Genomic DNA, 24,072 nt, shown 5'->3' with positions numbered 1-24,072 from the left:
GAAGCTGTCCGAGCAGGGCCAGGGACGAGTAAGGGGTTTCCACAGGGCATACCTTCCGCAGAGCTCAGATCGAGCAGTCGAGCAATTCGTGATTCGTGTCGAGCCGGGGAATCCGGTCGTTACGCTCGAGAAGTATGAGCCTCAGCGACGTCGCCGTCGAGCTGTACGATCTCGCCCCCGGCGAATTCGTGGCAGCCAGGGCCGAGCGGGTGGCCGCCGCCAAGGCGGCGGGCGATCGGGAGCTGGCGGCCGCGATCGGTGCGCTGCGCAGGCCGACGGTGGCCGCGTGGGCCGTGAATCTGCTGGCGCGTTCGGCATCGGATGAGGTCAGCGCGCTGCTCGAACTCGGCGATGCCCTGCGCACGGCCCAGCGCGAGCTGGCCGGGGTGCAGCTGCGCACGCTCACCGCGCAGCGCGGGCAGGTGGTGAACGCCCTGGCCAGGCGGGCCGCCGAGCTCGCCGCCGAGCGGGGCAGACCGGTCGGCGAGGCGGTGCTCCGGGAGGTCGGCAACTCCTTGACCGCGGCACTGGCCGATCCGGAGGTGGCCGAAAAGGTCCGCCTCGGCACCCTCGCCAGTGCCACGAGTTACGACGGCTTCGGCCCCGCGGCGCCGGAACTCGCCGTCGTCGCCACCCCGAGCAGAACGGCCCCGAAAAAGTCTGCCCCGCAGCGCGATTCCGGGAAGGCACGGAAACAGCAGGCAGCGGCCGAACGGCACCGGGCAGCACAGCGGCGAATCGCCGAAGCCGAGGCGGAACTCGGCACCGCGGAATCCGAACGGAATTCGGCCGAAGAGGCCGCGGCCGCCGCGGCGGAAACAGTGCGCGACAACGCCGCCCGCATCGCGGAGCTGCGCCGCGAGCTGGCCGCCGCCGAGGAGCGGCACCGCTTCGCCCGCACCGCCGAGAAGGCGGCGCGGGAGACGTTGCGCACCGCCGAGACCGAGGCCGAGCGGGCCCGCCGCCGGGTGGCGAAGGCGCGGGACAGCTCCGCTCAGGAGTAGGTGTGCAGGCGTACGTACAGGTTGCCGCGCTGCGCCGTGCCGAGCACCGGCATGCCGAGACCGGCCAGCGTGATCACGATGCGCGGCGCGGTATTCGGCGCGATGATCGCGGGCACCTCCCCGTCGAGCAGGGTCGACACCGTGATCGGGCCGCCGTGCGCGGCATTCGCCGTGGACAGCCCGGAACCGGTGCGCAGATCGGCGCCGTCCCGCGTGAAACCGGGATGCGGACGCATCGGCCACCTCCAGGTAGAGGTCACCGAAATCGCCGCCCGCCGGCCCCTTCTCGCCCTGCCCGGCCAGCCGGATCCGCTGCCCGGCCGCGATTCCCGGCGGAATCCGGCCCTGCACTGTGCGCCGCGCGCGCACGCGCCCGTCACCGGCGCACGGCGCGCAGGCCCCGCCGGTGCCGCCGCAGGTCGTGCGGGCCACCGCGGTGTCGACGGTGACGGGCACCACCGCGCCGGTGCCGCACTCGGCCAGGGTCAGGCCGATGCGCATGACCGCGTCCTGACCCCGCCGCGGCCCGCTCGGAACGGGCGCGGGCGGAGCGACGGTCGAGCCCGCCATCTTCCGCAGCCGGTAACCACCGACCCCGGCCGTCCCGAGCCCGCATACCAGCACGAACGCACCCGCGACGTGGTAGAGGCTCGCCCGGTTGGCGATCTGCTCGAGTTCGACCTCCCGATAGGGCTTTCCGACCTTCAGCTCGGCGGTGGCGGCGTCGGCGGCGCAGGTGGTTCCCGGCGCCATCACCCGCTCGCCGCACAGCACCTCGTCCACCGAGGTCACCTCGTGCGCGATCGCCGAAGGCGGCCAGTGCCACGCTGGAAATCCACATCAGCGCCTGCCAGACGGCGACCCGGCGCCGGGCCGCGGCGGCGCCCGCGATCTCCACCCGGAGCGCCCTGCCGCATCGGCGGCAGGTCACCGTGGTCTGCGCCGGGCCCGCCGGTGGGCGCGGCGCGGCGATCGGAGTCAGCGCGGGGGTACTGCCCGCCTGCGTCGGATCCTCGTGCGCGAGGTGCACCGAGGGGCGCTCGCCCACCTGATACCAGAGCATCTTCCGCAGACCACCAGCGAACGACACGGCCACTTCCCATCAGCGAAGAGAACTCGTTTGCGGTGCTCATGCCAGCGGGGGGTACGAATAGCGCGCGAATAGCCCGCGTCAGCCGCGCAGGCCGCCGGGGAAGAGGTACTCGTCCGGCGGCGGGGTCTCACCGCCGAGCCAGGCATCGAAGAAGCCGTCCAGCGGGAGCTGCGTGCGGCGCTGCACGAAGGTCCGCCAGTCCGCCATCGAGGCGTTGCCACCGGCGTAGGCGGAGGGGAAGTCGCGCAGTGCTCCGAAGAAGACCTCGTCGCCGACGGTGCGGCGCAGGGCGTGCAGGAACAGCGGCCCGCGGTAGTAGACGGAGGTGAATTCGTCTCCGGCGCCGGGGTTTCCGAGCGGGATCTGCCAGAAACGCGGCTCGTCCCTGAACCGCTGCACGGTGTCGCGGTACTCGGCGTCCACGTCGGTGCCGTCGACCCGCTCCGGCCACAGGTAGTCGGCGGTGTAGGAGGCGAAGCACTCGTTCAGGCAGATGTCGGCCCAGGAGCGGATGGAGACCGAGTCGCCCCACCACTGGTGCGCGATCTCGTGCACGACGGTGTTCAGGTCGACCCACTCGGCGTAGGTCGGCCTGGTCTGGGTCTCCAGCGAGAAGGGCAGCTCGGTGTCGAGGTAGATGCCGCCGACCGCCTCGAACGGGTACGGGCCGAAGAGCTCGGCGGAGAAGTCGAGGATCTCCGGCAGCCGCTGCTCCAGCTCCCGGTGGCGCAGCGCGCCCGGGGCGAAGCCGCTCAGGATCGGGGTGCCGTCCGACGCGGTCTGCTCCAGGAACTCGAATCGGTCGATGGCGACGGTGGTCAGGTAGCCGATGGTGGGGTGCCGGCTCTCCCAGTCCACGTGGCGCTGCCCGTCGATCACCTCGTCCCTGGTGCGCACGCCGTTGCCCATCACCTGCCACTCGGCGGGGACGGTGGCGCGCAGGGTGAAGGTGGCCTTGTCCAGCGGGGTGTCGTTGAGCGGGTACCAGGTGCGCGCCGAGTGCGGCTCGCCCGCGGCGAAGGCGCCGCCGCCGGGCGCGTAGGTCCAGCCCTCGCCCTCGGTGTCCGGCATCGGGCCGCCGTAGTCAACCATCACCCGGAACGGGAGCCCGGGCAGCAGCGGGAGCAGCGGGGTGACCACCAGTTCCTGCTCGTCCTGGCTCCGGAAGGCGGCGGGCAGGCCGTTCACCGTCACCATGCGCACCGGGGGCCCGGTGTAGTCGAGGTGGAAGGCGCGCAGCGGCTGGGTGGCGGTGGCGTCGATGGTGGTGGTGCCGTCCAGCGCCCGGCTCGGCGGGTCGTAGCCGAGCTCGACCTCGTAGTGCACCGCGTCGTAGCCACCGTTGCCGTCCAGCGGGTAGTACGGGTCACCGAGGCCGGGGGCGCCGGCGAACGGGTCCGGCTGTGCGACCGCCGGCCCCGCCGTGACCAGCACACACAGCATCGCCACCAGCAGTGCCGCGCCCATCGACCGCATACCCCTCCTCCACCCGCCGTGATGTTGCCGAGCGTACGCGGTTCAGCGCGCGAACCAGCGCGGCGCGGCGGCCGGGGTCATGGCGGCAGTCCAGGTCGGGCCGCGCGAGCGGCGAGCGATCTCCGGCTCAGGCGCCGAGCTCGTCCGGCAGCTGCTGCGGATCGAGCAGCAGCCGCTTGAAGGCGCTGCTGCGCACCTTGGCCGCCAGGTCGAGGTTGTCGGTGAGCAGCCGCCACTCGGCCTCGCCGATGGCATCGCGGGCGCGCTCGAGCACGGCGGCGTCCTCGGTGCCCCAGGCGATCGGCATGACGCTCACCATCGACCAGCGCTGCCCCACCTGGCGTGGCGCGCCGTCGGTGCGGACCGCGATGGCGGGCACCCGCTCCCCCTCCGCGGTGCGGTGCCCCGGCAGCACCCGCACCTTGCGGGTGACCAGGGCGTACCGCGGGCCGGGTGCCTCCGGCCCGGCGACGTTCACCAGCGCGAGCAGCACCAGCCCCGTGGTGAGCGTCGCGGAGACCACCGCGGGCACCAGCTCGCCCTCGTACAGCCGGTCGACGGTGCCGAGCCGCCCGGTCCACAGCACCACCCACACGGCGACCACGAAGCCGAGCGCGAAGGCCACCGCGAGCAGGTAGGACCAGGGGTGGTTCAGCCACACCAGCCAGGCCGTCGCCGCACCGGCGAGCACGGCGCCGACCGCGGCGAGCAGGCGCCGCCTGCGTAGCTCGGCAGCGACTTCGTTCACCGCGTGCGCGTGCCGGTGGTCCACCGCGAATTCGAAGCGTCGCACGTCGTCATTCCTAGCACAGCTATCGGAGGACGCGCCTCCACTTATTGGCTCTGGTCGCCGATCGCCGGGCCGAGCAGGTCGTCCGCGTCGGTAATGCGGTAGGCATACCCCTGTTCGGCCAGGAAACGCTGGCGGTGCGCGGCGTACTCGGCGTCGAGCGTGTCGCGCGCGACCACCGAGTAGAAGTGCGCCTGCCCGCCGTCCTTCTTGGGCCGCAGCAGCCTGCCGAGCCGCTGTGCCTCCTCCTGCCTCGACCCGAAGGTACCCGAGACCTGCACCGCCACCGAGGCTTCCGGCAGGTCGACGGAGAAGTTCGCGACCTTGCTCACCACGAGCACCGGGATCTCGCCGCGCCGGAACGCGTCGAACAGCGCCTCGCGCTCCTTGACCTTGGTCGCGCCCTGGATGACCGGCGCGTTCAGCTCGGCGCCGAGCTCGTCGAGCTGGTCCAGGTAGGCGCCGATCACCAGGCACTGGGATTCGGCGTGCCGAGCCAGGATCGAGCGCACCACCGCGACCTTGGTGTGCGCGGTCGAGCAGAGCTTGTAGCGCTCCTCCGGCTCGGCGACGGCGTAGGCCATCCGCTCGGCGTCGGTGAGCGTCACCCGCACCTCGACGCAGTCGGCGGGCGCGATCCAGCCCTGTGCCTCGATGTCCTTCCACGGCGCGTCGTAGCGCTTCGGGCCGATCAGCGAGAAGACGTCGCCCTCGCGGCCGTCCTCGCGGACCAGCGTCGCGGTCAGCCCGAGCCTGCGGCGGGACTGCAGATCGGCCGTCATCCGGAACACCGGCGCGGGCAGCAGGTGCACCTCGTCGTAGATCACCAGCCCCCAGTCCCTGCTGTCGAAGAGCTCGAGGTGCCGGTACTCGCCCTTGGTGCGCCGGGTGATCACCTGGTAGGTCGCGATGGTGACCGGGCGGATCTCCTTGCGCTCGCCGGAGTACTCGCCGATCTCGTCCTCGGTGAGGCTGGTGCGCGCCAGCAGCTCGCGGCGCCACTGCCTGCCCGCGACGGTATTGGTGACCAGGATCAGCGTCGTCGCCTTCGCCTTCGCCATCGCCGCGGCGCCGACCATGGTCTTGCCCGCGCCGCAGGGCAGTACCACGACGCCGGAGCCGCCCGCCCAGAACGAGTCGGCCGCCATCTCCTGGTAGTCGCGCAGGTGCCAGGCGTTGGTCGCGGTGTCCAGCTCGATCGGGTGCGCCTCGCCGTCCACGTACCCGGCCAGGTCCTCGGCCGGCCAGCCGATCTTCAGCAGCATCTGCTTGATCCGCCCGCGCTCGGACGGATGCACCTGCACGGTGTCGTCATCGATCCGCGTGCCGAGCATCGGCGCCAGCTTCTTGTGCCGCAGCACCTCCGCCAGCACCGCGCGATCCTTGCTCAGCAGCGTCAGCCCGTGCGCCGGGTGCTTCACCAGCTGCAGCCGCCCGTACCTGGCCATGGTGTCGACGATGTCCACCAGCAGCGGCTGCGGCACCGCGTACCGGGAGAACCGCACCAGCGCGTCCACCACCTGCTCGGCATCGTGCCCAGCCGCCCGCGCGTTCCACAGCGCCAGCGGGGTGATGCGGTAGGTGTGCACGTGCTCCGGCGCGCGCTCCAGCTCGGCGAACGGCGCGATCGCCATCCGCGCCGCGCCTGCCGACTCGTGGTCGACCTCGAGCAGCAGCGTTTTGTCGCTCTGCACAATCAGCGGACCGTCGGTCACAGTCCCTCCTCGCCTCGGTTGCTCTCCATTGTCCCAGCAACTCCGCAGGTTGCTTCGGGGGCGGTATCGTCATCCCAGCAGATGCCCGAGGGGGGACATTCATGGGTGATCCCGATTTGAAGGTCGAGGAAACACGCGCGCTCATCGCGAAGATCAGGCAGCACGCGGACGCGACTGCGACGGTGACTCCGCTGGCGCGCGGATTGGTTGCGGTCGAAACCATGCAGCACTCGCAAATCGCCGATGTCACCGACCAGCTCGCACCGGCACTCGACGAAGTCGTGCAGTTCCACGTCACGCGACTTCGTGACTTCGCCGATCGGACCGAACAGGCGGTGGCGGCCTTCATGCGGCAGGAGGAAGCGTCCGCGGCCCAGCTGGAGCAGGCGCAGCCGCGATGAGCGGAGGCAGCTACACGACGCCGATCACGGTCCCGCTGGCGCTGTCCTGGAATCCGAGCACGACCATCGCCATGGCACGAGCCTTCGCGGACGCGGCGGACAAGCTCGACGAGGAGACGCAGCAGTCGGCCGCGGCGGTCGATGCGTCGTACGACTACTTCAAGGGCGACACAGCCGAGGCGGTTCGTACCCGCTCCGCGCAGGACCGCGATCAGGCCCGGCGCACCGCCCAGGTCTTCACCGAGATCCAGCAGCAGATCTACACGCAACTGGAAGAGATGTCCGGTTTCGTCGAGACGCTCCGCACCGTGAAGGCGGAGGCGGAGGCGTCCGAGTTCGACCTCTTCGTCCGGGACGACGGCGCGGTCGATTCCCGCATGTCGAATACCGAGGTCCTCCTGAAGTTCGGGCTGCCCGGGCTTACCGAGAAAGAGGCCTACGAGCTGTACCTAGCCAGCCGGATCAGGACGGCGCTCACCGCGATACAGCAGATCGATCTGGAGGGCGCCGAGAAGATCAAACGGGAGTTGGAGAACCTGCCCGCGGAGGTCAGCTCAGGCGTCACACGGATGCCGAGCGATCCGGAACTCTCGGACATCCTGCAGCGTTTCCAGACCGCACCGTCGGACGAGCCGGCGACGCTCTGGCCCTCCGGCGTCGTGCTGGAACGAATCCGAGCCCTGAGCCCGGATTTCCAACCGATTCTGATGACACCCTCCGAGATCGCGATGCTGACCTCCCGCCTCGGTACCTCCGGGCCGCTCGCGGTCCGCGATATCTCCGACTTCTTCGACATCAAATCCCAGGCCGAGTCGACGGCGCGCGAAGTCTTGCCGGACAAAGGGCAATCCGACGGTCACGGCGACGCCTTCCGGCACATGTACTGGAACGCGTTGATGACCCAGCGCTACGGCGAGGACTGGACCCAGCGCTACGCCACCGCACACGAAGAACTCGGTGCCGCCGCGCCGACGCGCGAGGCCATGGATCTCTACAACAATTCGATCGGAAGGCAGGTCGCGATCGACAACCCCGACGCTACGCCGGAGCAACTCCAGAGCTTGATCATGGATCGGATCCGAGCCGGTGACGCCATCGTGCTCGACAGCACCGGTCAGATCGAGTGGAGTGACCGGGTCGCGCTCGACCGCACCGGCGAGGCTCCCCGGCTCAGTATTCCGCTTCCCGAAGGAACCAACGGATGACCTTGCGACCACGCCTCATGCTTCTCGCCGCCATCACGGCGGTGGCGACGGCCTGCTCCGGCCAGCCCGCAGCCGAGCGGCCGACCTGCGAAGCGGGCGCGTTCGATCTCGAATCGACGAGCGGCTCACTGGGCGAGAATGCCGCGTTGCGCCGAACTGTCGATGCGGCGGCGAAGATGCCGGGGACGCACTCGCTGCGAGAACTGACCGCGGCGGCGGGTTGGGCAGCGGGCAGCTGGGATCGGATGGCGGTGGTGACCTCGGTGACCACGCTGCCCGCGATGAACGTGGCAATCGGGCTTCCGGCGGAGTACTGCTGGAAGGGATTGAGCCCGGTGGGGTCGGACACCGGCGTGGATACCTACTACGTCTTCCTGCGCGGCGCCGAGCCACGGCAGGCGGTGGCTCCCACGCCGAGCACGGAGCTCTTCCGCGGCCTAGCCGACGGGGCTGTGGTCGACGCGGAGTCCCGATTCTTCGGTGCACAGAATCCCGACAATACGACCAAGGTCTTCTTGCAACCTGCGTGAGACCCGTCCAGCGGTCGCCCACTGGCCCGCGACAACACCGCACGACCGCACCACGATCGAGACATGGTGACGACGACGGCGGTGGTGGGAGTGGCGCTGGCGGCACTCGGAATGGTGCTGACCCCCGGCCCGAACATGATGTACCTGGTGTCGCGGACCGTCTCGCAGGGGCGGGCGGCGGGGCTGGTCTCGCTGGGCGGGGTTGCGGCCGGGTTCGGGGTGTACCTGGCGGCGGCGACAGCGGGGATCACGGCGGTGTTCGCGGTGGTCCCGGGGCTGTACCTGGGGATCAAGGTGGCGGGGGCGCTGTATCTGCTGTGGCTGGCGTGGCGGGCGGTGCGGCCGGGCGGGGTGTCGGTGTTCGCGCCGAGCACCCTGCCCGCCGACCCGGCGCGCCGGCTGTTCGCCATGGGGCTGCTGACCAACCTGCTCAACCCGAAGATCGCGATCATGTACATGGCGCTGATCCCGCAGTTCGTCGAGCCGGGCGCGGGCGGGGTGTGGGCACAGAGCCTGGCCCTCGGCGCGGTGCAGATCGCGGTCGCGCTGACGGTGAACGGGCTGATCGTGCTCGGCGCGGGCGGGATCGCCGGGTTCCTGGCCGGGCGGCCGCTGTGGCTGCGGGCGCAGCGCTACGTCATGGGGACCATGCTCGGTGCGATCGCGGTGCTGCTCGCCACCGACCGGGCCCGGCCGGTTCCCGCCTGACGGGTCAGCCCACCCGGTAGGTGAGCATGGCGAACTGCTCGATCTGCCGAACTTCGGTGAGCGTGAGCCGGTCACTGAGCAGGCGGCGCGGCAGCAGCGGGGCGCCCCCGCCGAGCGTGACCGGCGCGACCGCGGCCACCACCTCGTCCAGCAGCCCGGCATCGGCGAACTGACCGGCGAGGTCGCCGCCGCCGATCACCCAGATGTCCCGTCCCCCGGCCGCCGCCACCATGGCGGCGTGCACCGCGCGCACATCGTCGGCGACGAAGTGCAGGTTCGCGCCGGGGAGCGCGGGCAGGTCGCGGTGCGTGAAGACCCAGCACGGGCGTTCGCCGTAGCCTTGCTCCCACTGCCCCGGCTCGTCGTGCGCGAGCATCCACTCGTAGGTGGTCGCCCCCATGCACATCGCGCCGGTCTTCGCGACCAGCTCGGCTGTGTCCTCCTCAGCGGTGCTCGCGCCGGGGACGGCGAAGAGCCACTCCAGGCTGTTGTCCGGGTCGGCGATGTAACCGTCGAGGCTGGTGGCGGTGTAGAACCTGGTCGTTGTCATGCGGCAAGGCTCCCCGATAACCCTGACAGGGAGCGTCAGTGTTATCGAGAAGTCGCGCCGACGCCCGCGCGCAGCCGCCGGACCCCCTCGTCCAGCGTCTCGTCGCGTTTGCAGAAGGTGAACCGGACGAGGTGGTTCCAGGCGGCGGCGTCGTCGGCGAAGACGCGCACCGGCACCGCGGCGACGCCGAGCTTCGCGGGCAGCTCGCGGCAGAAGGCGAGGCCGTCGGCGGTGCCGAACGGGGTGACGTCCGCACAGACGAAATAGCCTCCCCGACTGCGCCGCACGGCGAATCCGGTCTCGGCGAGGGCGGCGGCGAGCCGCGTCCGGCGAGCGGCGAGGGTGGCGTTCAGCTCGGCGGCCCAGCCGCGCTCGTGCTCGAGCGCGTGCGCCACCGCGGGCTGGAACGGCCCGCCGCCGACGAAGGTGAGGAACTGCTTGGCCGCGAGCACGCCGTCGATCAGCGGGCGCGGGCCGAGCGCCCAGCCGATCTTCCAGCCGGTGACGCTGAAGGTCTTGGCCGCGCTGGAGACCACAACGGTGCGCTCGGCCATCCCGGGCAGCGCGGCCACGCTGACGTGCTCGCCGCCGTCGTAGACCAGGTGCTCGTACACCTCGTCGGCGAGCACGAGCAGGTCGTGTTCGCAGGCGAGCTCGGCGAGCACGGCCAGCTCGGCGCGGCTCAGCACGGCGCCGGTGGGGTTGTGCGGCGAGTTCACCACCAGCATCCGGGTGGCCGGGGTGATCGCGCGGCGCAGGCTGTCCAGATCGAGCGCGAAGCCGTCGCCGTCGGGCACCAGCCGCGCGGTGCGGCGGTGCGCGCCCGCCAACGCGACGGCGGCGGCGTAGGAGTCGTAGTACGGCTCGATCAGCACCACCTCGCTGCCCGGCTCGACCAGTCCGAGCAGGGTGGCGGCGATGGCCTCGGTGGCACCGACGGTGACGAGCACCTCGGTCTCCGGGTCGTACCCGGCGCCGGTGCGGCTCGCCCGCTCGGCGGCGATGGCCCGGCGCAGCGCGGGGACGCCGCGGCCGGGCGGGTACTGGTTGAACCCGCCCGCGATGGCCTCGCGGGCCACCTCGAGCATCCCCGCCGGACCGTCGCTGTCCGGGAACCCCTGCCCCAGGTTGACCGCGTCGTGCCGGACGGCCAGCTCGGTCATCTCGGCGAAGATCGTGGCCGCGAAGGGGCGGAGGCGGGCGACGGTGGCGGTCATCCCGGAAGCCTATCCCGGGCATTTTCGTTGCGGAGTGATAGCGAACGCTAATATTTCACATTTTGTCTACCGCCTCTAGCTGGGCTGTTGTGCGGTGTCCGAGCGAGCGCTAGCCTCCCGGTGTTCTACCTCACAGCCACCCGCCGGGTGGTATCTCGAAAGGGGCGTGTATGGCCTCGTACCTCGACCTGCTACTGCAACCGGCCGCGTCGGAGGTCGCCGGATCAGTACTGGGTCTCATCCGATCCGGAGCCCACGATCTGATCGTCGGTCTCGGCTCCTCGACCGGTGACTGGTTCACCGGATCCTCCACCGGCAGCGGTGGATTCGGCTCATCGACCCCGGACTGGTTCCTGGGCTCCTCGACGCCGTAGCTGGTTCCGGCCGGGGTGCTGCGCGGCGCCCCGGCCGGGTCAGCCCCAGCCGTGGCTCGGCGCGGGGGCGGCGAGATCGAAGACGCGCCACACGGCGTCGTCGCGCACCGCGAAAGCCAGTACTCGATTCAGCTCGGGGCCGCGCAGCAGCAGCCCCAATTCGCCGTTCACCGAGACGAATTCGTACCCGTCGGCCGGGTCGGCGTCCGGGCAGCCGATGCCGTGTTCGGCGGCGACCGTGAGCAGCCGGGCGGCCACCCGATCGGGGCCGTCGATGACCACCGGGCCGGTCGGCGTCGCCGTCATTCCCTGGGCGCCGGGATGCAGTCGACTCGCCACTTCTTCCGCACCGCACTCCGATTCGCCGCCCTCGCGCACCGTTGCCCGCGCCCTGGCACGCAGGGCGGTGAGCAGGCGACGGACCGCGGCCTCGTGGTCGGGTTCGGCGGCGGGGCCGGGAAGTGCCGCGGCCGCGGCCCTGCCGATGGCGGCGGCCCGCTCGGCGGCGGCGGGGTCCAGGTCGAGCCAGGTCGCGATCTGCTCGGCGGGCAGCTCGGGGAGGACCGCGGCGAGGCGCTGCGCGGGGGTCAGCGAGGTGAGGGCGACCAGGGTGGCGAGGCGGTTCGCCCGGTCCCCGGCGATGGCCGTCCACTCGCCCCCGCCACGCGGGACCAGCGGGGTGACCAAGGGGTCCGGGAGCCGGTGGGGCGCGCGGCGCTGGCCGGAGACGAGGTGGTCGGCGCAGATGTCGGCGACGGTGGCGGTGAGCCACTCGCCGAAATCGTCGATCTCGGACTGGTGGACGCCGTTCAGGCGGAGCAGGCACTCCTGGAGCGCGTCCTCGGCGGTGCCGGTACTGCCGGTGAGCCGGTAGCCGATGCCGAGCAGGCGGGGGCGGTGGGACTCGAAGAGTTCGGCAAGGTAGGCAGCGACCATCGCGCACGATTCTACGGAGCGCGGGTACTCGGCCCGCCGACAGGTCGGAAAAGCGGATGATCCGCTGTCTCGGGGCGTGTCACCATGCGGTATGGATCTCTCGGACGGCACCGTTCTGCTCGACCGGCCGCGGGTCGGGGATATCGGCACCATCGTCGCGCACTGCCAGGATCCGGCGATCGCGGAGTGGGTGACGATTCCCGTCCCCTACGGGCGGAGTGATGCCGAGTTCTACCTCTCCGAGATCGTCGGCAAGGGGTGGGCGGGGCGGTCGCCGGTCTGGGCCGTCCGGCGTGCGGGTGGTGGGCCGATGCTGGGGAGTATCGGGTTGCACGACAAGGGGGAAGGAGCCGCCGAGATCGGATTCTGGTTGGCGGCCGGGGAGCGTGGGGGTGGGCTCATGTCGCGGGCGGTCGCGCTGGTGTGCGATTTCGGTTTCGCCGACGAAGGTTTCGGGTTGGCTCGAATCGGGTGGTTGGCGTATGCCGGAAACCGGGCTTCGGCTGCCGTGGTGCGGCGCAATGGCTTTCGGTTCGAGGGGACACAGAGGCTGGGGGCTGTCCAGCGAGGAGTTCGACGGGACTGCTGGTTGGCCGGACGTTTGGCGACCGATCCGCCCGGCCCCGCCGACGGATGGCCCGAGGAAACCTGAATTCGCGGCAGCCCGCCGAATCCCGGCCCCCCGAATTCCCGGCACACGGCCAAATCTCCGGCACCCTGCCAGATTCTCGGCACCCCGCCGATTCCGGCACCCCGCCAATTCCCGGCACCCCGCCAATTCCCGGCACCCCGCCGATTCCGGCACCCCGCCAACTCCGGCATCCCGCCCATTCCCGGCACCCCGCCGATTCCGGCACACTGCCTACTTCCTGGCACTCTGCCAAACCAGTCGAGCCGCCGCAGGCGATGCGACAGTAGCTACCGCGCTACAGCGCCTGTCGCATCGCCTCGCGGCTGGCTTGCGCGGGAACTACCCGCTTGTCCCGAGACTCCCCGGGCCGGGGTGTCGGATACACCCCGGCACCCGAGAAATCAGCGCTCGCGACGCGAAGCGACCGCGGCGGCGAGCCGATCGAGCTGCACAGCCGTGGTCTCCCAGTCGATGCACGCATCGGTGATGGACTGCCCGTACGTGAGCTGATCCGCATGCCCGAGCGCCAGATCCTGCCGCCCGGCAACCAGGAAACTCTCCAGCATCATCCCGACGACACCCGGCTCACCATCGGAGAGCCGCTGCGCGATATCCCCGACCACATCGACCTGCCGATTGTGATCCTTGTTGCTGTTGCCGTGACTCGCATCCACGACGATCCGCTGCGGCAACCCCGCCTTCTCCAGCCGAATGCACGCCTCGGCGACCGACGCCGCGTCGTAGTTCGTCCCGGTGCTCCCACCGCGCAGGATGACGTGGCAGTCCGGGTTCCCCGTGGTCCGGATGAGCGCGGCCCGCCCGTCCAGATCGGTCCCGGGGAAGACGTGGCTCGCCCCGGCGGCCCGCACCCCGTCCACCGCGACCTGCACGTCACCGTCGGTGCCGTTCTTGATGCCGACCGGCATGGAGAGCGCACTGCTCAGCTGCCGGTGCACCTGGCTGGCGGCGGTGCGGGCGCCGATGGCGCCGTAGGAGACCAGGTCCGCGATGTACTGCGGGGTGATCGGGTCGAGGAACTCACACGCCACCGGGAGCCCGAGCGCGGTGATGTCGACCAGCACCTTGCGGCCGATGCCGAGCCCGGTGTTGACGTCGAACGAACCGTCCAGGTGCGGATCGTTGATCAGCCCCTTCCAGCCCAGCGTGGTCCGCGGCTTCTCGAAGTAGACGCGCATGACGATGTGCAGCCGGTCGTCCAGCTCGGCCGCCTTCGCGGCCAGTTTGCGGGCGTACTCCAGCGCGGCGACCGGGTCGTGCACCGAGCACGGCCCGACGATCACCATGAGACGGTCGTCGGTGCCGTTCAGGACGTCGATCGTGGCCCTGCGGCCGCGGCGGACGGTGTCGGCGAGCTCGTCGGTGATCTGGTGCACGCGACGGACCTCGGCGGGCGAGCGCAGCGGGCTGACCGCGAGGGTGCGCTGGTCGTCGAGGTCGGAATGTCGGGCATCGACATCGGCGGCGGTAGTCATTCGTGGGTTCCTTTCTCAGGCCGGCCCACGAAGCGAAACCCCGTCGAGCCGGTCGGTACCGGCTCGGGGTGGAGAATCAGCGCGCGCGGTCCACGCACGCCGGCCCACCCGGGGCCGGCCTGCTAAACCAGTAATCGCGCTGCATGGAAGAAACTGTAACAGCTCGGTCAGCCGAACTGGCCGGCCACGTACGACCCGGCCGGGGTGCCCGCGATCACATTGATCCTGTTCCAGGCATTGATCGTGGCGATGCAGGCGATCAGCCCGGCGGCTTGATCGTCGTCGTAGTGCTTGCGCACCTGCTGCCAGGTGTCCTCGCTCACACCGCCGCCGTCGGCGATCCGGGTGGCCTCCTCGGTGAGCGCGAGCGCGGCCCGCTCCGGCTCGGTGAAGAGCGTCGCCTCCTTCCAGGCGGCGACCAGGTTCAGCCGCACCGGGTCCTCGCCGGCGGCGATCGCGTCCTTGTAGTGCATGTCGGTGCACATGCCGCAGCCGTTGATCTGGCTGGCGCGCAGCTTCACCAGCTCCTGGGTGGCGGCGGGCACGGCGTCCTCGAAGACCCGCGAGGCATTGGTGAGGCGCTTGACGAAGCTGCCCGCGACGGCGTTGCCGAAGAGATCGATCCGAGCGTTCATGGCGGTTCCTTCCGGTGCGCCCGCCGTTCGCCGGCGGGCTGTACCAGGGGGACGACACCGGCCCGGAGAGTGTGACATCGGCGTGCGTCGCCGCGACTCGTCACGGCAACAACACGGAAATACGTGCTGGCTAGCGTGGGGAGACCGCGCACTCGGTCCACACCGTCGCTGTAGCCGCGGAGCGCGTTCGAGCGCGGTCGCCGGCTGCTGAGGGTGGAGATATGACGCAATCGTCCACGACCGAGACCCACTGCCCGTACTGCTCCCTGCAATGCGGAATCGTCCTGCGGCAGCGCGAGGGGAAGTTCGAGGTCGAACCCCAGTCCGACTTCCCGTCGAACCGCGGTGGGCTCTGCGCGAAGGGCTGGACCTCCGCGGAGCTGCTGTCGCACCCCGACCGATTGACCACGCCCCTGGTCCGGGACCACCGGGATCTGCCGCTGCGGCCCGGCACCTGGGACGAGGCGCTGAGCAGAATGGTCAGCGCGTTCGGCGCGGCGCAGGGGCGGCACGGCCGCGACGCCGTCGGCTGCTTCGGCGGCGGCGGGCTCACCAACGAGAAGGCCTACCAGCTGGGCAAATTCGCGCGCGTCGCGCTCGGCAGTTCGGCGATCGACTACAACGGACGCTTCTGCATGTCCTCCGCGGCGGTCGCCGGGTCACGGGCTTTCGGAATCGACCGGGGTATGCCGTTTCCCCTGGACGACATCGCCGAGACCGATGCGATCCTGCTGGTCGGCAGCAACCCCGCCGACACCCTGCCCCCGGCCATGCAGTTCTTCGACGCCGCCTCCGAGCGCGGCGCGCGGCGCGTGGTGATCGATCCGCGCCGGACGGCCACCGCCGCCAAGGCGGATCTGCACCTGCAACCGGTTCCGGGGACCGATCTGGCGCTGGCGAACGGGATGCTGCACGTAGCGGTCCGGCAGGGCCTCATCGACGAGGCGTACATCGCCGCACGGACCACGGGTTTCGACGCGGTCCGGCGTGCGGTCCGGCTGTACTGGCCGGACCGGGTGGAGCGGATCACCGGCGTCCCGGAGAGCGCTCTCGTCGAGGCGGTGCGGATACTCGGCACCGCGCGGCGCGCGATGATCTTGACCGCGCGCGGCGCCGAGCAGCATCGGGCCGGTACCGACACGGTGTCGGCGTTCATCAACCTGGCGCTGGCGCTCGGCCTGCCCGGCCGGCCGTACTCGGGGTTCGCGACGGTGACCGGGCAGGGCAACGGCCAGGGTGGACGTGAGCACGGCCTCAAGGCCGACCAGCTACCCGGCTACCGCCGCCTCGACGATCCGGCAGCACGAGCCCACGTGGCCGCGGTGTGGAACGTCGATCCCGGCGAGCTGCCGCTTCCCGGCCTCTCCGCGTACGAGATGCTGGATCGGATCGCCACCCCCGGCGGCGTGCGGGCGATGTGGGTGCTCGGATCGAACGTGGTGGTCTCCGCGCCGAACGCGGGCCACGTCGCGGAACAGCTGCGGCGGCTGGACTTCCTGGTGGTGTCCGACATCTTCCGGTCCGAGACCGCGGAGCTGGCCGACGTGGTGCTGCCCGCCGCGCAGTGGGCCGAGGAAACCGGGACGATGACCAACCTGGAGGGGCGGGTCGTGCTGCGCAGCGCCGCGACCGCACCGCCGCCGGGCGTGCGGACCGATCTCCAGGCGATCAGCGACGTCGCGCTCCGGCTCGGCAAGACCGGATTCTCCGACGATCCGGAGACGGTCTTCGAAGAGCTGGGGCGGGCGAGCCAGGGCGGCAAGGCCGACTACTCGGGAATCGGCTACGCCCGGATCCGCGCCGGGGACGGCGTGTTCTGGCCCTGCCCATCGGTCCGGCATCCGGGCACCCCCCGGATGTTCACGGTGGATTTCCCGACCCCGGACCGCCGGGCGCGGTTCTGCGTCACCGAACAGGGCGACGCGGCGGAGCCGCCGGACACCCGATTCCCGTACTACCTGACGACCGGCAGGCTGCTGAAGCAGTACCAGTCCGGCACCCAGACCCGCCGGGTCGGCGCCCTCGCGGCGGCCGAGCCCGCACCGCACGTGGAACTGCACGAGCAGCTCGCCCGCCGGATCGGAGTCGTCGACGGCGATCCGGTGCTGCTCCGGACCCGGCGCGGCGAAGCGGTGATGGCCGCCAGGATCGACCGGGCGATCCGCCCCGACACGGTGTTCGTTCCCTTCCACTGGGGCGGCCGGGGCAGCGCCAACCTGCTCACCAATCCCGTACTCGACCCGCACTCGCGCATGCCGGCGTTCAAGGTGTGCGCGGTCGCCGTCGAGCGCGCACAGCCGTCCTCGCCGAATCCCGACAAGGAGCAGAGCCGATGACCGATGGCAGCACCCCCCGTTTCCTGCAGGGCGTCTACACCTTCACCGGGAAGGGGCTCGAACAGCCCGTACCCCTCGACGCAGCGCTCCGCTACACCGTGCCCGCGGGCGCGACGACCCAGCCGGTGTACTTTCGCGGCGGCAATTCCAGCGACGAGATGGTCGCGGTGGTACTCATGCGCGACGGCGCCGCGATGCGCTACTTCCCGATCGGCGCGAAGGACGCCGTCCACGTGGCGCTGCGGGTGGTCGAGGATCTGCTCGGCGATACCGTGCTCGAGCTCTTCCTCGCCGCGCCCGAGGGATGCACCGGCACGGTCGTCGTCGATCTCGGCCTGGTCGAAGTCTGACCGGCCGGGACGAGGAGGAGAAGACGATGACAGTCCTCGAGCACGACACCGCCCCCGCCCGCAACGGCGCCGCCGCGACCACCAAGGCCAGGCTCGTCGTCGTCGGCAACGGCATGGCGGGCGCCCGCGCGGTCGAAGAAATCCTGGCTCGCGACGGTGCGAACCTGTTCGACATCACCGTTTTCGGGGCCGAGCCCTACGGCAACTACAACCGGATCCTGCTGTCCAACGTGCTGGCCGGGAGCGACAGCACCGACGAGATCTACCTGAACCCCCTCGACTGGTACGGCGCGAACGGAATCGACCTGCGCGCCGGGGTCCGGGTGGTGCGGATCGATACCTTCGCCCGGCTGGTCTGGGCCGATGACGGCACCCGCATCCGGTACGACAAACTCGTCCTCGCCACCGGGAGCCGGTCGTTCTTCCCGCCGATGGAGGGACTCTGGGCGGACGACACCACGCTGGCCGACGGCGTCTTCGGGTTCCGCACCATCGAGGACTGCGCGGCGATGATCGCCGCCGCGGGCGAGCGGACGAGGGCGGTCGTGGTCGGCGGCGGGCTGCTCGGCCTCGAGGCCGCCCGCGGCCTGCAGAGCCGCGGGCTCGCCGTCGACGTGGTGCACGCCCGGCCGACGCTGATGGACGCGCAGCTGGACAGCACCGCGGGAAAGATCCTGCGGCGATCCCTGGAACGGATCGGCATCGGGGTACACGTCGAGAAGTCGACGGTCCGCGTCCGCATCGGCGACGACGGGCGCCTGCGCGGCGTCGAGTTCGCGGACGGCGGCGTGCTCGACTGCGACATGCTCGTGATCTCCGCGGGCATCCGCCCCAACGTCGATCTCGCCCGCAGGGCCGGGCTGACCACCGAGCGCGCGATCGTCGTCGACGACCACATGCGCAGCGTCGACGCCGACGACGTCTATGTCGTCGGCGAGTGCGCGCAGCACCGCGGCCAGGTGTACGGGCTGGTCGCGCCGCTGTGGGAGCAGGCGGCGGTGCTCGCCACCCACCTCACCGGGAACGGCGAGCAGACCGCCTACCACGGATCGCGAGTCGCGACGAAGCTCAAGGTCGCCGGCGTCGACGTCGCGGCGATGGGGCTCAAGGCGCCGCAACACGAGGACGACGAATTCGTGCAGTACTCCGAGCCCAGGCACGGGGTCTACAAGACGGTGATCATCCGGGACGGCAAGCTGGTCGGCGCCACCCTGCTCGGCGATGTCAGCAAGGTGTCGTTCCTCATGCAGGCCTTCGATCGGGGGCTGCCGCTGCCCGAGGAGCGGGTGGCGCTGATGTTCGACCTCGGCACCCCCGATGTCGAGCTCGGCGCCGCCGAACTCGCGGACGACGCGCAGGTCTGCAACTGCAACGGGGTGACCAAGGGCACCCTGGTCGGCTGCGTGGCGGGCGGGGTGCAGACCGTCGCCGGGGTCATGAACGCGACCAGGGCGGGCAAGGGCTGCGGCTCCTGCAAGCAGCAGGTGGCCCAGATCGTCGAATGGGCCGCGGGCGGCGCGGTCGAGGAGGACCCCGCCGCCTCCTGGTACGTGCCCGGCGTCCCCTACGACAAGCCCGAACTGATGCGGAAGATCCGGGAACTGCGGCTGCACTCGGTGTCATCGGTGTTCGCCGCACTCGCCCCGGACGGCAGGGAGGACGCGGGCTCGAAGATGGCGCTGGCCTCCCTGTTGAACATGATGTGGGGCACCGAATTCGTCGACGAGCGCGACGCCCGCTTCATCAACGATCGCGTGCACGCCAATATCCAACGCGACGGCACCTTCTCGGTCGTCCCCCAGATGAAGGGCGGTGTAACCGATTCCGGGCAACTCCGGCGGATCGCCGACGTCGCCGACAAGTACGCGATCCCGCTGATCAAGCTGACCGGCGGGCAACGCATCGACCTGCTCGGCGTGCGGAAGGAGGATCTCCCGGCCGTCTGGGCCGACCTCGACATGCCATCGGGCTACGCCTACGGCAAGAGCTTCCGCACGGTGAAAACCTGTGTCGGCACCGACTTCTGCCGCTACGGCCTCGGCGACTCCACCGCTCTCGGCATCGCGATCGAGGAGCGCTACCAGGGGCTGGCCGCGCCGGCGAAGATGAAACTGGCCGTCACCGGGTGCCCGCGCAATTGCGCGGAGGCGCTCTGCAAGGATCTCGGGGTGGTCGCGATCGGCGACGGCCGGTGGGAGATCTACGTCGGCGGCGCGGCCGGTGCCCATGTGCGCAAGGGCGACCTGCTCGCCACCGTCGACTCCGCGGCCGAGGTGATGACCGTGACCGGCCGGTTCCTGCAGTACTACCGCGAGAACGCGAGCTGGCTGGAGCGCACCTACGCGTGGGTTCCCCGGGTCGGGATCGAGCGGATCCGCGCCGTGGTACTCGACGACGCCGATGGCATCGTCGAGCAGCTCGACGCGAACATGCAGAAGTCCGTCGACGCCTACCGGGATCCGTGGCAGGACGGCCGGAGCCCGGCCACACCGGGGCAGTTCCGCACCTCGCTGCCGCTGGTCGAGCTGCCGCAGGTGCCGATCCGATGACCGAATTCACCGTGGGCAGGATCGACGACATCCCGATCGGCGAAGGCCGCGCGTTCGCCGTCGACGGCGCGCAGGTCGCGGTGTTCCGGCTGCGCGACGGGAGCCTGCGGGCGCTCGGCGCGGTGTGCCCGCACCGCGGCGGGCCGCTCGCGGACGGGCTCGTCGACGACGCGGTCGTCGTGTGCCCGCTGCACGGCTACACCTACGACCTCTGCACCGGCACCGAGCGCACCGGCAGCGACCTGACGGTGCCGGTGTACCACGCGCTCGCCGACCCCGACGGCACGCTGCGCGTCCGGATCGGCAGTCCTGCCGAGTCCGGCGCGGGGTAGCGGCGCGCTCAGTAGGCCGAGAGGACAGGAACCCCGGTGAGCTGCTCCGAGAGCTCCCAGAGCTGCCGGGCGACCACATCGTCCTTGGCCGCGGCGGTCGAGCCCGACGGTCCCGGGTAGCCGCGGGTGCCGCCGAAGCCGGTCGGGCCGTAGTAGCCGCCCGGCTTCGCGTCGGCGGCGGTGGCGGCGTAGAGCTCGGGCAGCGCGCCCATCTCGGCGCTCTGCGCGAAGATGCGGTTGCCGACCGACATCAGGCCGTCCAGGAAGGTCTCGGTGTGCGACTGGAGTTCGGTCGCGGCGTAGCCGGGGTGCGCGGCGACGGCGAGCACCGGCGAGCCCGCCGCGGTGAGCCTGCGCTGCAGCTCCCGGTTGAACAGCAGGTTCGCCAGCTTGGACTGGCCGTAGGCGCTCCAGCGCTGGTAGGAGCGGTGCTCCCAGTTCAGGTCGGCCAAGTCGATCTTGCCCGCGCGGTGCGCGCCGCTGGAGACCGTGACCACCCGGCCGGTGATCCGCGGCAGCAGCAGGCCGGTGAGCGCGAAGTGGCCGAGGTGGTTGGTGCCGATCTGCATTTCGAAGCCGTCGGCGGTGCGGCGCAGCGGCACCGCCATCACCCCGGCGTTGTTGATCAGCACGTCGACGGGGGTGTCCAGCTCCGCGGCGAAGGCGCGCACGGAGGCGAGATCGGCCAGGTCGAGTCTGCGCACGCTCGCGCGCTCACCCAGGTCGGCGGCGACCTTCTCCCCCTTGGTCACGTCCCGGCAGGCCAGGACGACGGTGGCTCCCGCCTTCGTCAGAGCCCGGGCGGCGACCGCCCCGAGCCCGCTGTTGGCACCGGTGACCACGAAGGTCCGGCCGGTCTGGTCGGCGATCTGCGCTGTGTCCCAACGACCCATGCGGGCGAGTCTACGGTTCGCCCCGGCCGTTCCTCCAGCCTGAGATAGGGTTGCCTAACCTATACCCGCTCGTCAGCTGTGAGGAATCGTGACTTCGACATCCACGTCCGCCCATCGTGACGGTTACGTCCCCTTCCCGGCGGCGGCCGCCGCCGAGTACCGGTCAGCGGGGTATTGGGCCGGGCGCGCCATCGGCGACCTGCTCACCGACGCCGCGCGCCGCGCGCCCGCCGCCCCCGCGGTGCTGACCGACGCCGGCCCGTGGAGCTACGCCGACCTGGACGCGGCGGCGGACCGGATGGCGCACGGCCTGCTCGCGCTCGGCATCGCCCCCGGCGACCGGGTGGTGGTGCAGCTGCCGAACGTCCCCGAGTTCGCGACCGTGCTCTTCGGGCTGCTGCGGGCGGGCATCATCCCGGTGCTCACGCTGCCCGCGCACCGCCGCGCCGAGATCGAGCACCTGGCGAACCTCGCCGAGGCGGTGGCGTACGTGATCGCCGACGAGCTCGGCGATTTCGACTACCGCGCGCTCGCCGCCGAGGTGCGGCCCGCCGTGCCGACCCTGCGGCACGTACTGGTCCTCGGCTCCCCCGGCGAGTTCACGGCGCTGTCCGCTGTGCCGCGCGAGCCGTCCGGTGAGTTGCCCGCTGTCGACCCCTCGGATATCGCGCTCATGCTGGTCTCCGGCGGCACCACCGGCCTGCCCAAGCTGATCGCCCGCACGCACGAGGACTACGCCTACAACGCCGCAGCCAGCGCCGGGATCACCCGGCTCACCGCCGACGACGTCTACCTGGCGACACTGCCCGCCGCGCACAATTTTCCACTCGCCTGCCCCGGCATCCTCGGCGCCGTCACGGTAGGCGCGGCCTTCACCTTCCTCACCGACCCCAGCCCGGAGAGCGCCTTCGCCGTGATCGAGCGGCACCGGGTCACCGTGACCGCGCTGGTACCGCCGCTCGCCCAGCTCTGGACCGCCGCGGTGGAGTGGGAGGAGGCCGACCTGAGCTCGCTGCGGCTGCTCCAGGTCGGCGGCGCCCGGCTCGCCGACGTGAACGCCCGCGAGGTCACCCCCGCGCTCGGCTGCACCCTGCAGCAGGTCTTCGGCATGGCCGAGGGGCTGATCAACTACACCCGGCTGGACGACTCCTCCGAGCTGATCTGCACCACCCAGGGGCGGCCCATGTCCCCCGCCGACGAACTGCGCGTCGTGGACGAGAACGGCGTGGACGTCGAGCCGGGGTCCGAGGGCGAGCTGCTCACCCGCGGGCCGTACACCATCAACGGCTACTACCGCGCCCCCGAGCACAACGCCCGTGCCTTCACCCCCGACGGGTTCTACCGCAGCGGTGACCTGGTGCGGCGGCTGCCGAGCGGGCACCTGATCGTCTCCGGGCGGATCAAGGACGTGATCAATCGCGGTGGGGAGAACGTCTCCTGCGACGAGCTCGAGGAGCATCTGCTCGCGTACCCGGGCGTCCGGCACGCCGCCGCCGTCGGGCTGGCCGACGCGGTGCTCGGCGAGAAGGTCGGCGTGGTCCTCGTGGTCAGCGGCGCGATGCCGTCGCTCACCGAGATCAAGACGTTTCTCACCGGGCGGGGGCTCGCCACCTACAAGCTTCCCGATGTGCTGCGGCAGGCGGAGACGCTGCCGGTGACGGCGGTCGGGAAGATCGACAAGAAGGTGCTGCGCGAGCAGGGGTGATCAAGCGCGGGCGGCGCCCGCGGGCCAGAGCACGTCGACCGGAACTCCGCGCTCGCGAGCGAGCGCGACAACCGAGCCGGTCCCGCCCACCTGCCCGGTGTCACCGTCCCAGACCGCGACCAACCGGTCCACAGTGCCGAGAACGGCCTCGTTCGCGGCTTCGTACGCTTCCCGGCCCGCATCGTCGAAGTCCATCACCCGGACTGCGCTCGCGCGCCCGGCGAGGTCGTCGAACTCGGTGGCGTGATCCGGCTTCACCTTCGCGGCGCGGTAGTTCCGCGACGGCAGAACGACTTCCAGCCGTGCACCGGAGTCGAGCACCGCGCGGGCGAACACGCTGTCGGCACCGCGCGCGATGCAGCTGACGCCGACCAGCTCGCCGGGCTCGTGCTCAGCGAGCAGGGCGCGCACAGCGGTGTAGACCGCGGTGGCGGTGTCGTCGGTGATGTTCATGTGACCGGTCACGCCGATCCGCACCATGCCGGTCCGCTCCCCTTCATTGCAGTGCCACTGAGGTGACCTCACGCCACTCGTACCGGCCGTGATCCCGGTTCAACTCGATGAGTGACACCTCCGAGACCATGTCGGTGATCGTGTAGCCGTCGAACTGGTCGGCCTCGAGTTTCCCGCGTAGTTCCTCGATCGGTGCGACACCGGTCGAGTAGCTGACCGTGAGGTGGGGCCGGTAGGCAGAGCCCTGGTCCGGAACATTCGCCGCTCCCCAGACCTCGGCGATGGCGGTCTGCAGTCGATCGCGGACCGCTCGGAGCGGTTCGGGATCAGCGATCGGGAGTTGGATGGTCTCGCTGTCGACGATCGGCGGGCCGATGGTGACGGTGAATCGAGCCAGCTCGGCAAGGTTGCGCCGGGTGGCATCGACGATCCGATCCACATCGGACCTCGGCACTACGTCGGTGAACCCGATGCCCTGCACGGTGATGTGCAACCCTTCGGCGCTCACGAGCTCCATGGTCGGCACCGCCGAGAGCGTCGGTGCGAAAACGTCACTCAGCTCCCGGACCGGTGACGCTGATCGAAAGGTGATGTGCCAGGTGTAGAACGATTTCCCGATAGACCACCCCGGCCGCCACCACCAGTGGTCACGGGTGACCGCGTGTTCGTCGTGCGAGGTCTCCTCGATCGCCATCC

At 70.9% G+C, this 24,072-nt stretch carries 23 protein-coding genes and 1 pseudogene; 11 read left to right on the top strand and 13 right to left on the bottom strand.

Going from position 1 to position 24,072, the window contains the following annotated elements:
• Window positions 1-134: 134 nt before the first annotated feature.
• Complete coding sequence (locus ACFO0B_RS20665) at window positions 135-1,004, top strand: hypothetical protein (RefSeq protein ID WP_378614160.1); 870 nt, start codon at window positions 135-137, stop codon at window positions 1,002-1,004.
• Here the strand turns inward: ACFO0B_RS20665 and ACFO0B_RS20660 are convergent.
• The 5 genes and pseudogenes from ACFO0B_RS20660 to ACFO0B_RS20640 all read right to left on the bottom strand — a co-directional run bounded on the left by ACFO0B_RS20660 (window position 995) and on the right by ACFO0B_RS20640 (window position 6,078).
• Complete coding sequence (locus tag ACFO0B_RS20660) at window positions 995-1,240, bottom strand: DnaJ C-terminal domain-containing protein (RefSeq protein ID WP_378614159.1); 246 nt, start codon at window positions 1,238-1,240, stop codon at window positions 995-997. The genes ACFO0B_RS20665 and ACFO0B_RS20660 overlap by 10 nt on opposite strands.
• Window positions 1,241-1,253: 13 nt before the next feature.
• A pseudogene (locus tag ACFO0B_RS20655) lies at window positions 1,254-1,505 on the bottom strand (DnaJ C-terminal domain-containing protein); the annotation flags it as partial.
• A 670-nt stretch (window positions 1,506-2,175) separates the two neighbouring features.
• On the bottom strand, window positions 2,176-3,573 hold the full coding sequence (locus tag ACFO0B_RS20650; protein ID WP_378614158.1) for a M1 family metallopeptidase: 1,398 nt from the start codon (window positions 3,571-3,573) through the stop codon (window positions 2,176-2,178).
• Between the two features lie 127 nt (window positions 3,574-3,700).
• On the bottom strand, window positions 3,701-4,366 hold the full coding sequence (locus tag ACFO0B_RS20645) for a DUF3239 domain-containing protein (RefSeq protein ID WP_378614157.1): 666 nt from the start codon (window positions 4,364-4,366) through the stop codon (window positions 3,701-3,703).
• 41 nt (window positions 4,367-4,407) lie between these two features.
• Complete coding sequence (locus tag ACFO0B_RS20640; protein WP_378614156.1) at window positions 4,408-6,078, bottom strand: DNA repair helicase XPB; 1,671 nt, start codon at window positions 6,076-6,078, stop codon at window positions 4,408-4,410.
• 101 nt (window positions 6,079-6,179) lie between these two features.
• On the opposite strand from ACFO0B_RS20640, the gene ACFO0B_RS20635 reads away from it, so the two are divergent.
• From ACFO0B_RS20635 to ACFO0B_RS20620, 4 genes are all read left to right on the top strand, one after another.
• Window positions 6,180-6,479 carry a hypothetical protein gene (locus ACFO0B_RS20635; protein ID WP_378614155.1) on the top strand — a complete coding sequence of 100 codons (300 nt, stop codon included), beginning with the start codon at window positions 6,180-6,182 and terminating at the stop codon, window positions 6,477-6,479.
• A 71-nt stretch (window positions 6,480-6,550) separates the two neighbouring features.
• Window positions 6,551-7,684: a DUF6973 domain-containing protein gene (locus ACFO0B_RS20630; RefSeq protein ID WP_378614154.1), complete on the top strand. Its 1,134-nt coding sequence runs from the start codon at window positions 6,551-6,553 to the stop codon at window positions 7,682-7,684.
• A gap of 17 nt (window positions 7,685-7,701) precedes the next feature.
• Window positions 7,702-8,214: a hypothetical protein gene (locus tag ACFO0B_RS20625; protein ID WP_378614153.1), complete on the top strand. Its 513-nt coding sequence runs from the start codon at window positions 7,702-7,704 to the stop codon at window positions 8,212-8,214.
• Between the two features lie 63 nt (window positions 8,215-8,277).
• Complete coding sequence (locus tag ACFO0B_RS20620; protein WP_378614152.1) at window positions 8,278-8,922, top strand: LysE family translocator; 645 nt, start codon at window positions 8,278-8,280, stop codon at window positions 8,920-8,922.
• Between the two features lie 4 nt (window positions 8,923-8,926).
• Here the strand turns inward: ACFO0B_RS20620 and ACFO0B_RS20615 are convergent, their stop codons facing one another.
• The 3 genes from ACFO0B_RS20615 to ACFO0B_RS20605 all read right to left on the bottom strand — a co-directional run bounded on the left by ACFO0B_RS20615 (window position 8,927) and on the right by ACFO0B_RS20605 (window position 11,999).
• Window positions 8,927-9,472 carry a dihydrofolate reductase family protein gene (locus ACFO0B_RS20615; protein ID WP_378614151.1) on the bottom strand — a complete coding sequence of 182 codons (546 nt, stop codon included), beginning with the start codon at window positions 9,470-9,472 and terminating at the stop codon, window positions 8,927-8,929.
• Window positions 9,473-9,513: 41 nt separating this feature from the next.
• Window positions 9,514-10,689 (bottom strand): pyridoxal phosphate-dependent aminotransferase, encoded by a 1,176-nt coding sequence (locus ACFO0B_RS20610; protein ID WP_378614150.1) that lies wholly within the window; start codon window positions 10,687-10,689, stop codon window positions 9,514-9,516.
• 413 nt (window positions 10,690-11,102) lie between these two features.
• A complete protein-coding gene (locus ACFO0B_RS20605; protein WP_378614149.1) occupies window positions 11,103-11,999 on the bottom strand; it encodes a sigma factor in 897 nt (298 codons plus the stop codon).
• Between the two features lie 91 nt (window positions 12,000-12,090).
• Between ACFO0B_RS20605 and ACFO0B_RS20600 the strand changes: the two genes are divergently transcribed.
• The gene (locus tag ACFO0B_RS20600) at window positions 12,091-12,651 is read left to right on the top strand and encodes a GNAT family N-acetyltransferase (protein WP_378614148.1); all 561 of its coding nucleotides are present in this window, start codon (window positions 12,091-12,093) and stop codon (window positions 12,649-12,651) included.
• A 380-nt stretch (window positions 12,652-13,031) separates the two neighbouring features.
• Here ACFO0B_RS20600 and ACFO0B_RS20595 read toward each other — a convergent pair whose 3' ends face one another.
• Window positions 13,032-14,123, bottom strand: coding sequence for a 3-deoxy-7-phosphoheptulonate synthase (locus ACFO0B_RS20595; protein ID WP_378614147.1), 1,092 nt, complete (start codon window positions 14,121-14,123; stop codon window positions 13,032-13,034).
• 167 nt (window positions 14,124-14,290) lie between these two features.
• Window positions 14,291-14,758, bottom strand: coding sequence for a carboxymuconolactone decarboxylase family protein (locus tag ACFO0B_RS20590; RefSeq protein ID WP_378614146.1), 468 nt, complete (start codon window positions 14,756-14,758; stop codon window positions 14,291-14,293).
• Window positions 14,759-14,979: 221 nt separating this feature from the next.
• Between ACFO0B_RS20590 and ACFO0B_RS20585 the strand changes: the two genes are divergently transcribed.
• The 4 genes from ACFO0B_RS20585 (at window position 14,980) to ACFO0B_RS20570 (ending at window position 20,325) form a co-directional block, all read left to right on the top strand.
• On the top strand, window positions 14,980-17,094 hold the full coding sequence (locus ACFO0B_RS20585; RefSeq protein WP_378614145.1) for a molybdopterin oxidoreductase family protein: 2,115 nt from the start codon (window positions 14,980-14,982) through the stop codon (window positions 17,092-17,094).
• Window positions 17,091-17,444, top strand: a complete 354-nt coding sequence (locus ACFO0B_RS20580; RefSeq protein WP_378614144.1) for a molybdopterin oxidoreductase — start codon at window positions 17,091-17,093, stop codon at window positions 17,442-17,444. The genes ACFO0B_RS20585 and ACFO0B_RS20580 overlap by 4 nt, the downstream gene beginning before the upstream one ends.
• Before the next feature lie 113 nt (window positions 17,445-17,557).
• A complete protein-coding gene (nirB, locus tag ACFO0B_RS20575; RefSeq protein ID WP_378614569.1) occupies window positions 17,558-19,993 on the top strand; it encodes a nitrite reductase large subunit NirB in 2,436 nt (811 codons plus the stop codon).
• A complete protein-coding gene (locus ACFO0B_RS20570) occupies window positions 19,990-20,325 on the top strand; it encodes a Rieske (2Fe-2S) protein (protein ID WP_378614143.1) in 336 nt (111 codons plus the stop codon). Before nirB ends, ACFO0B_RS20570 begins: the two co-directional genes overlap by 4 nt.
• An 8-nt stretch (window positions 20,326-20,333) precedes the next feature.
• Here ACFO0B_RS20570 and ACFO0B_RS20565 read toward each other — a convergent pair whose 3' ends face one another.
• Window positions 20,334-21,218, bottom strand: coding sequence for an oxidoreductase (locus ACFO0B_RS20565; protein ID WP_378614142.1), 885 nt, complete (start codon window positions 21,216-21,218; stop codon window positions 20,334-20,336).
• A gap of 88 nt (window positions 21,219-21,306) precedes the next feature.
• On the opposite strand from ACFO0B_RS20565, the gene ACFO0B_RS20560 reads away from it, so the two are divergent.
• On the top strand, window positions 21,307-22,923 hold the full coding sequence (locus ACFO0B_RS20560; RefSeq protein ID WP_378614141.1) for a (2,3-dihydroxybenzoyl)adenylate synthase: 1,617 nt from the start codon (window positions 21,307-21,309) through the stop codon (window positions 22,921-22,923).
• Here the strand turns inward: ACFO0B_RS20560 and ACFO0B_RS20555 are convergent, their stop codons facing one another.
• Together ACFO0B_RS20555 and ACFO0B_RS20550 are read right to left on the bottom strand one after the other, a co-directional pair.
• Window positions 22,924-23,388 (bottom strand): hypothetical protein, encoded by a 465-nt coding sequence (locus ACFO0B_RS20555; protein ID WP_378614140.1) that lies wholly within the window; start codon window positions 23,386-23,388, stop codon window positions 22,924-22,926.
• 31 nt (window positions 23,389-23,419) lie between these two features.
• The gene (locus ACFO0B_RS20550; RefSeq protein WP_378614139.1) at window positions 23,420-24,070 is read right to left on the bottom strand and encodes a 2'-5' RNA ligase family protein; all 651 of its coding nucleotides are present in this window, start codon (window positions 24,068-24,070) and stop codon (window positions 23,420-23,422) included.
• Window positions 24,071-24,072: the final 2 nt, after the last annotated feature.

Source organism: Nocardia jiangsuensis (genome assembly GCF_042650385.1).
Classification (GTDB): Bacteria; Actinomycetota; Actinomycetes; order Mycobacteriales; family Mycobacteriaceae; genus Nocardia; species Nocardia jiangsuensis.
The sequence above is the reverse complement of the archived record's forward strand: the minus strand, read 5'-3'. Positions and strand labels throughout refer to the sequence as shown.

Excerpts from the sequence above, each read along its gene's own strand:
- ACFO0B_RS20665 (WP_378614160.1), top strand. The coding sequence starts at position 135 with ATGAGCCTCAGCGACGTCGCCGTCGAGCTGTACGATCTCGCCCCCGGC.
- ACFO0B_RS20660 (WP_378614159.1), bottom strand. The coding sequence starts at position 1,240 with ATGCGTCCGCATCCCGGTTTCACGCGGGACGGCGCCGATCTGCGCACC.
- ACFO0B_RS20650 (WP_378614158.1), bottom strand. The coding sequence starts at position 3,573 with ATGCGGTCGATGGGCGCGGCACTGCTGGTGGCGATGCTGTGTGTGCTG.
- ACFO0B_RS20635 (WP_378614155.1), top strand. The coding sequence starts at position 6,180 with ATGGGTGATCCCGATTTGAAGGTCGAGGAAACACGCGCGCTCATCGCG.
- ACFO0B_RS20630 (WP_378614154.1), top strand. The coding sequence starts at position 6,551 with ATGGCACGAGCCTTCGCGGACGCGGCGGACAAGCTCGACGAGGAGACG.
- ACFO0B_RS20625 (WP_378614153.1), top strand. The coding sequence starts at position 7,702 with ATGCTTCTCGCCGCCATCACGGCGGTGGCGACGGCCTGCTCCGGCCAG.
- ACFO0B_RS20620 (WP_378614152.1), top strand. The coding sequence starts at position 8,278 with ATGGTGACGACGACGGCGGTGGTGGGAGTGGCGCTGGCGGCACTCGGA.
- ACFO0B_RS20615 (WP_378614151.1), bottom strand. The coding sequence starts at position 9,472 with ATGACAACGACCAGGTTCTACACCGCCACCAGCCTCGACGGTTACATC.
- ACFO0B_RS20610 (WP_378614150.1), bottom strand. The coding sequence starts at position 10,689 with ATGACCGCCACCGTCGCCCGCCTCCGCCCCTTCGCGGCCACGATCTTC.
- ACFO0B_RS20605 (WP_378614149.1), bottom strand. The coding sequence starts at position 11,999 with ATGGTCGCTGCCTACCTTGCCGAACTCTTCGAGTCCCACCGCCCCCGC.
- ACFO0B_RS20600 (WP_378614148.1), top strand. The coding sequence starts at position 12,091 with ATGGATCTCTCGGACGGCACCGTTCTGCTCGACCGGCCGCGGGTCGGG.
- ACFO0B_RS20595 (WP_378614147.1), bottom strand. The coding sequence starts at position 14,123 with ATGACTACCGCCGCCGATGTCGATGCCCGACATTCCGACCTCGACGAC.
- ACFO0B_RS20590 (WP_378614146.1), bottom strand. The coding sequence starts at position 14,758 with ATGAACGCTCGGATCGATCTCTTCGGCAACGCCGTCGCGGGCAGCTTC.
- ACFO0B_RS20585 (WP_378614145.1), top strand. The coding sequence starts at position 14,980 with ATGACGCAATCGTCCACGACCGAGACCCACTGCCCGTACTGCTCCCTG.
- ACFO0B_RS20580 (WP_378614144.1), top strand. The coding sequence starts at position 17,091 with ATGACCGATGGCAGCACCCCCCGTTTCCTGCAGGGCGTCTACACCTTC.
- nirB (WP_378614569.1), top strand. The coding sequence starts at position 17,558 with ATGGCGGGCGCCCGCGCGGTCGAAGAAATCCTGGCTCGCGACGGTGCG.
- ACFO0B_RS20570 (WP_378614143.1), top strand. The coding sequence starts at position 19,990 with ATGACCGAATTCACCGTGGGCAGGATCGACGACATCCCGATCGGCGAA.
- ACFO0B_RS20565 (WP_378614142.1), bottom strand. The coding sequence starts at position 21,218 with ATGGGTCGTTGGGACACAGCGCAGATCGCCGACCAGACCGGCCGGACC.
- ACFO0B_RS20550 (WP_378614139.1), bottom strand. The coding sequence starts at position 24,070 with ATGGCGATCGAGGAGACCTCGCACGACGAACACGCGGTCACCCGTGAC.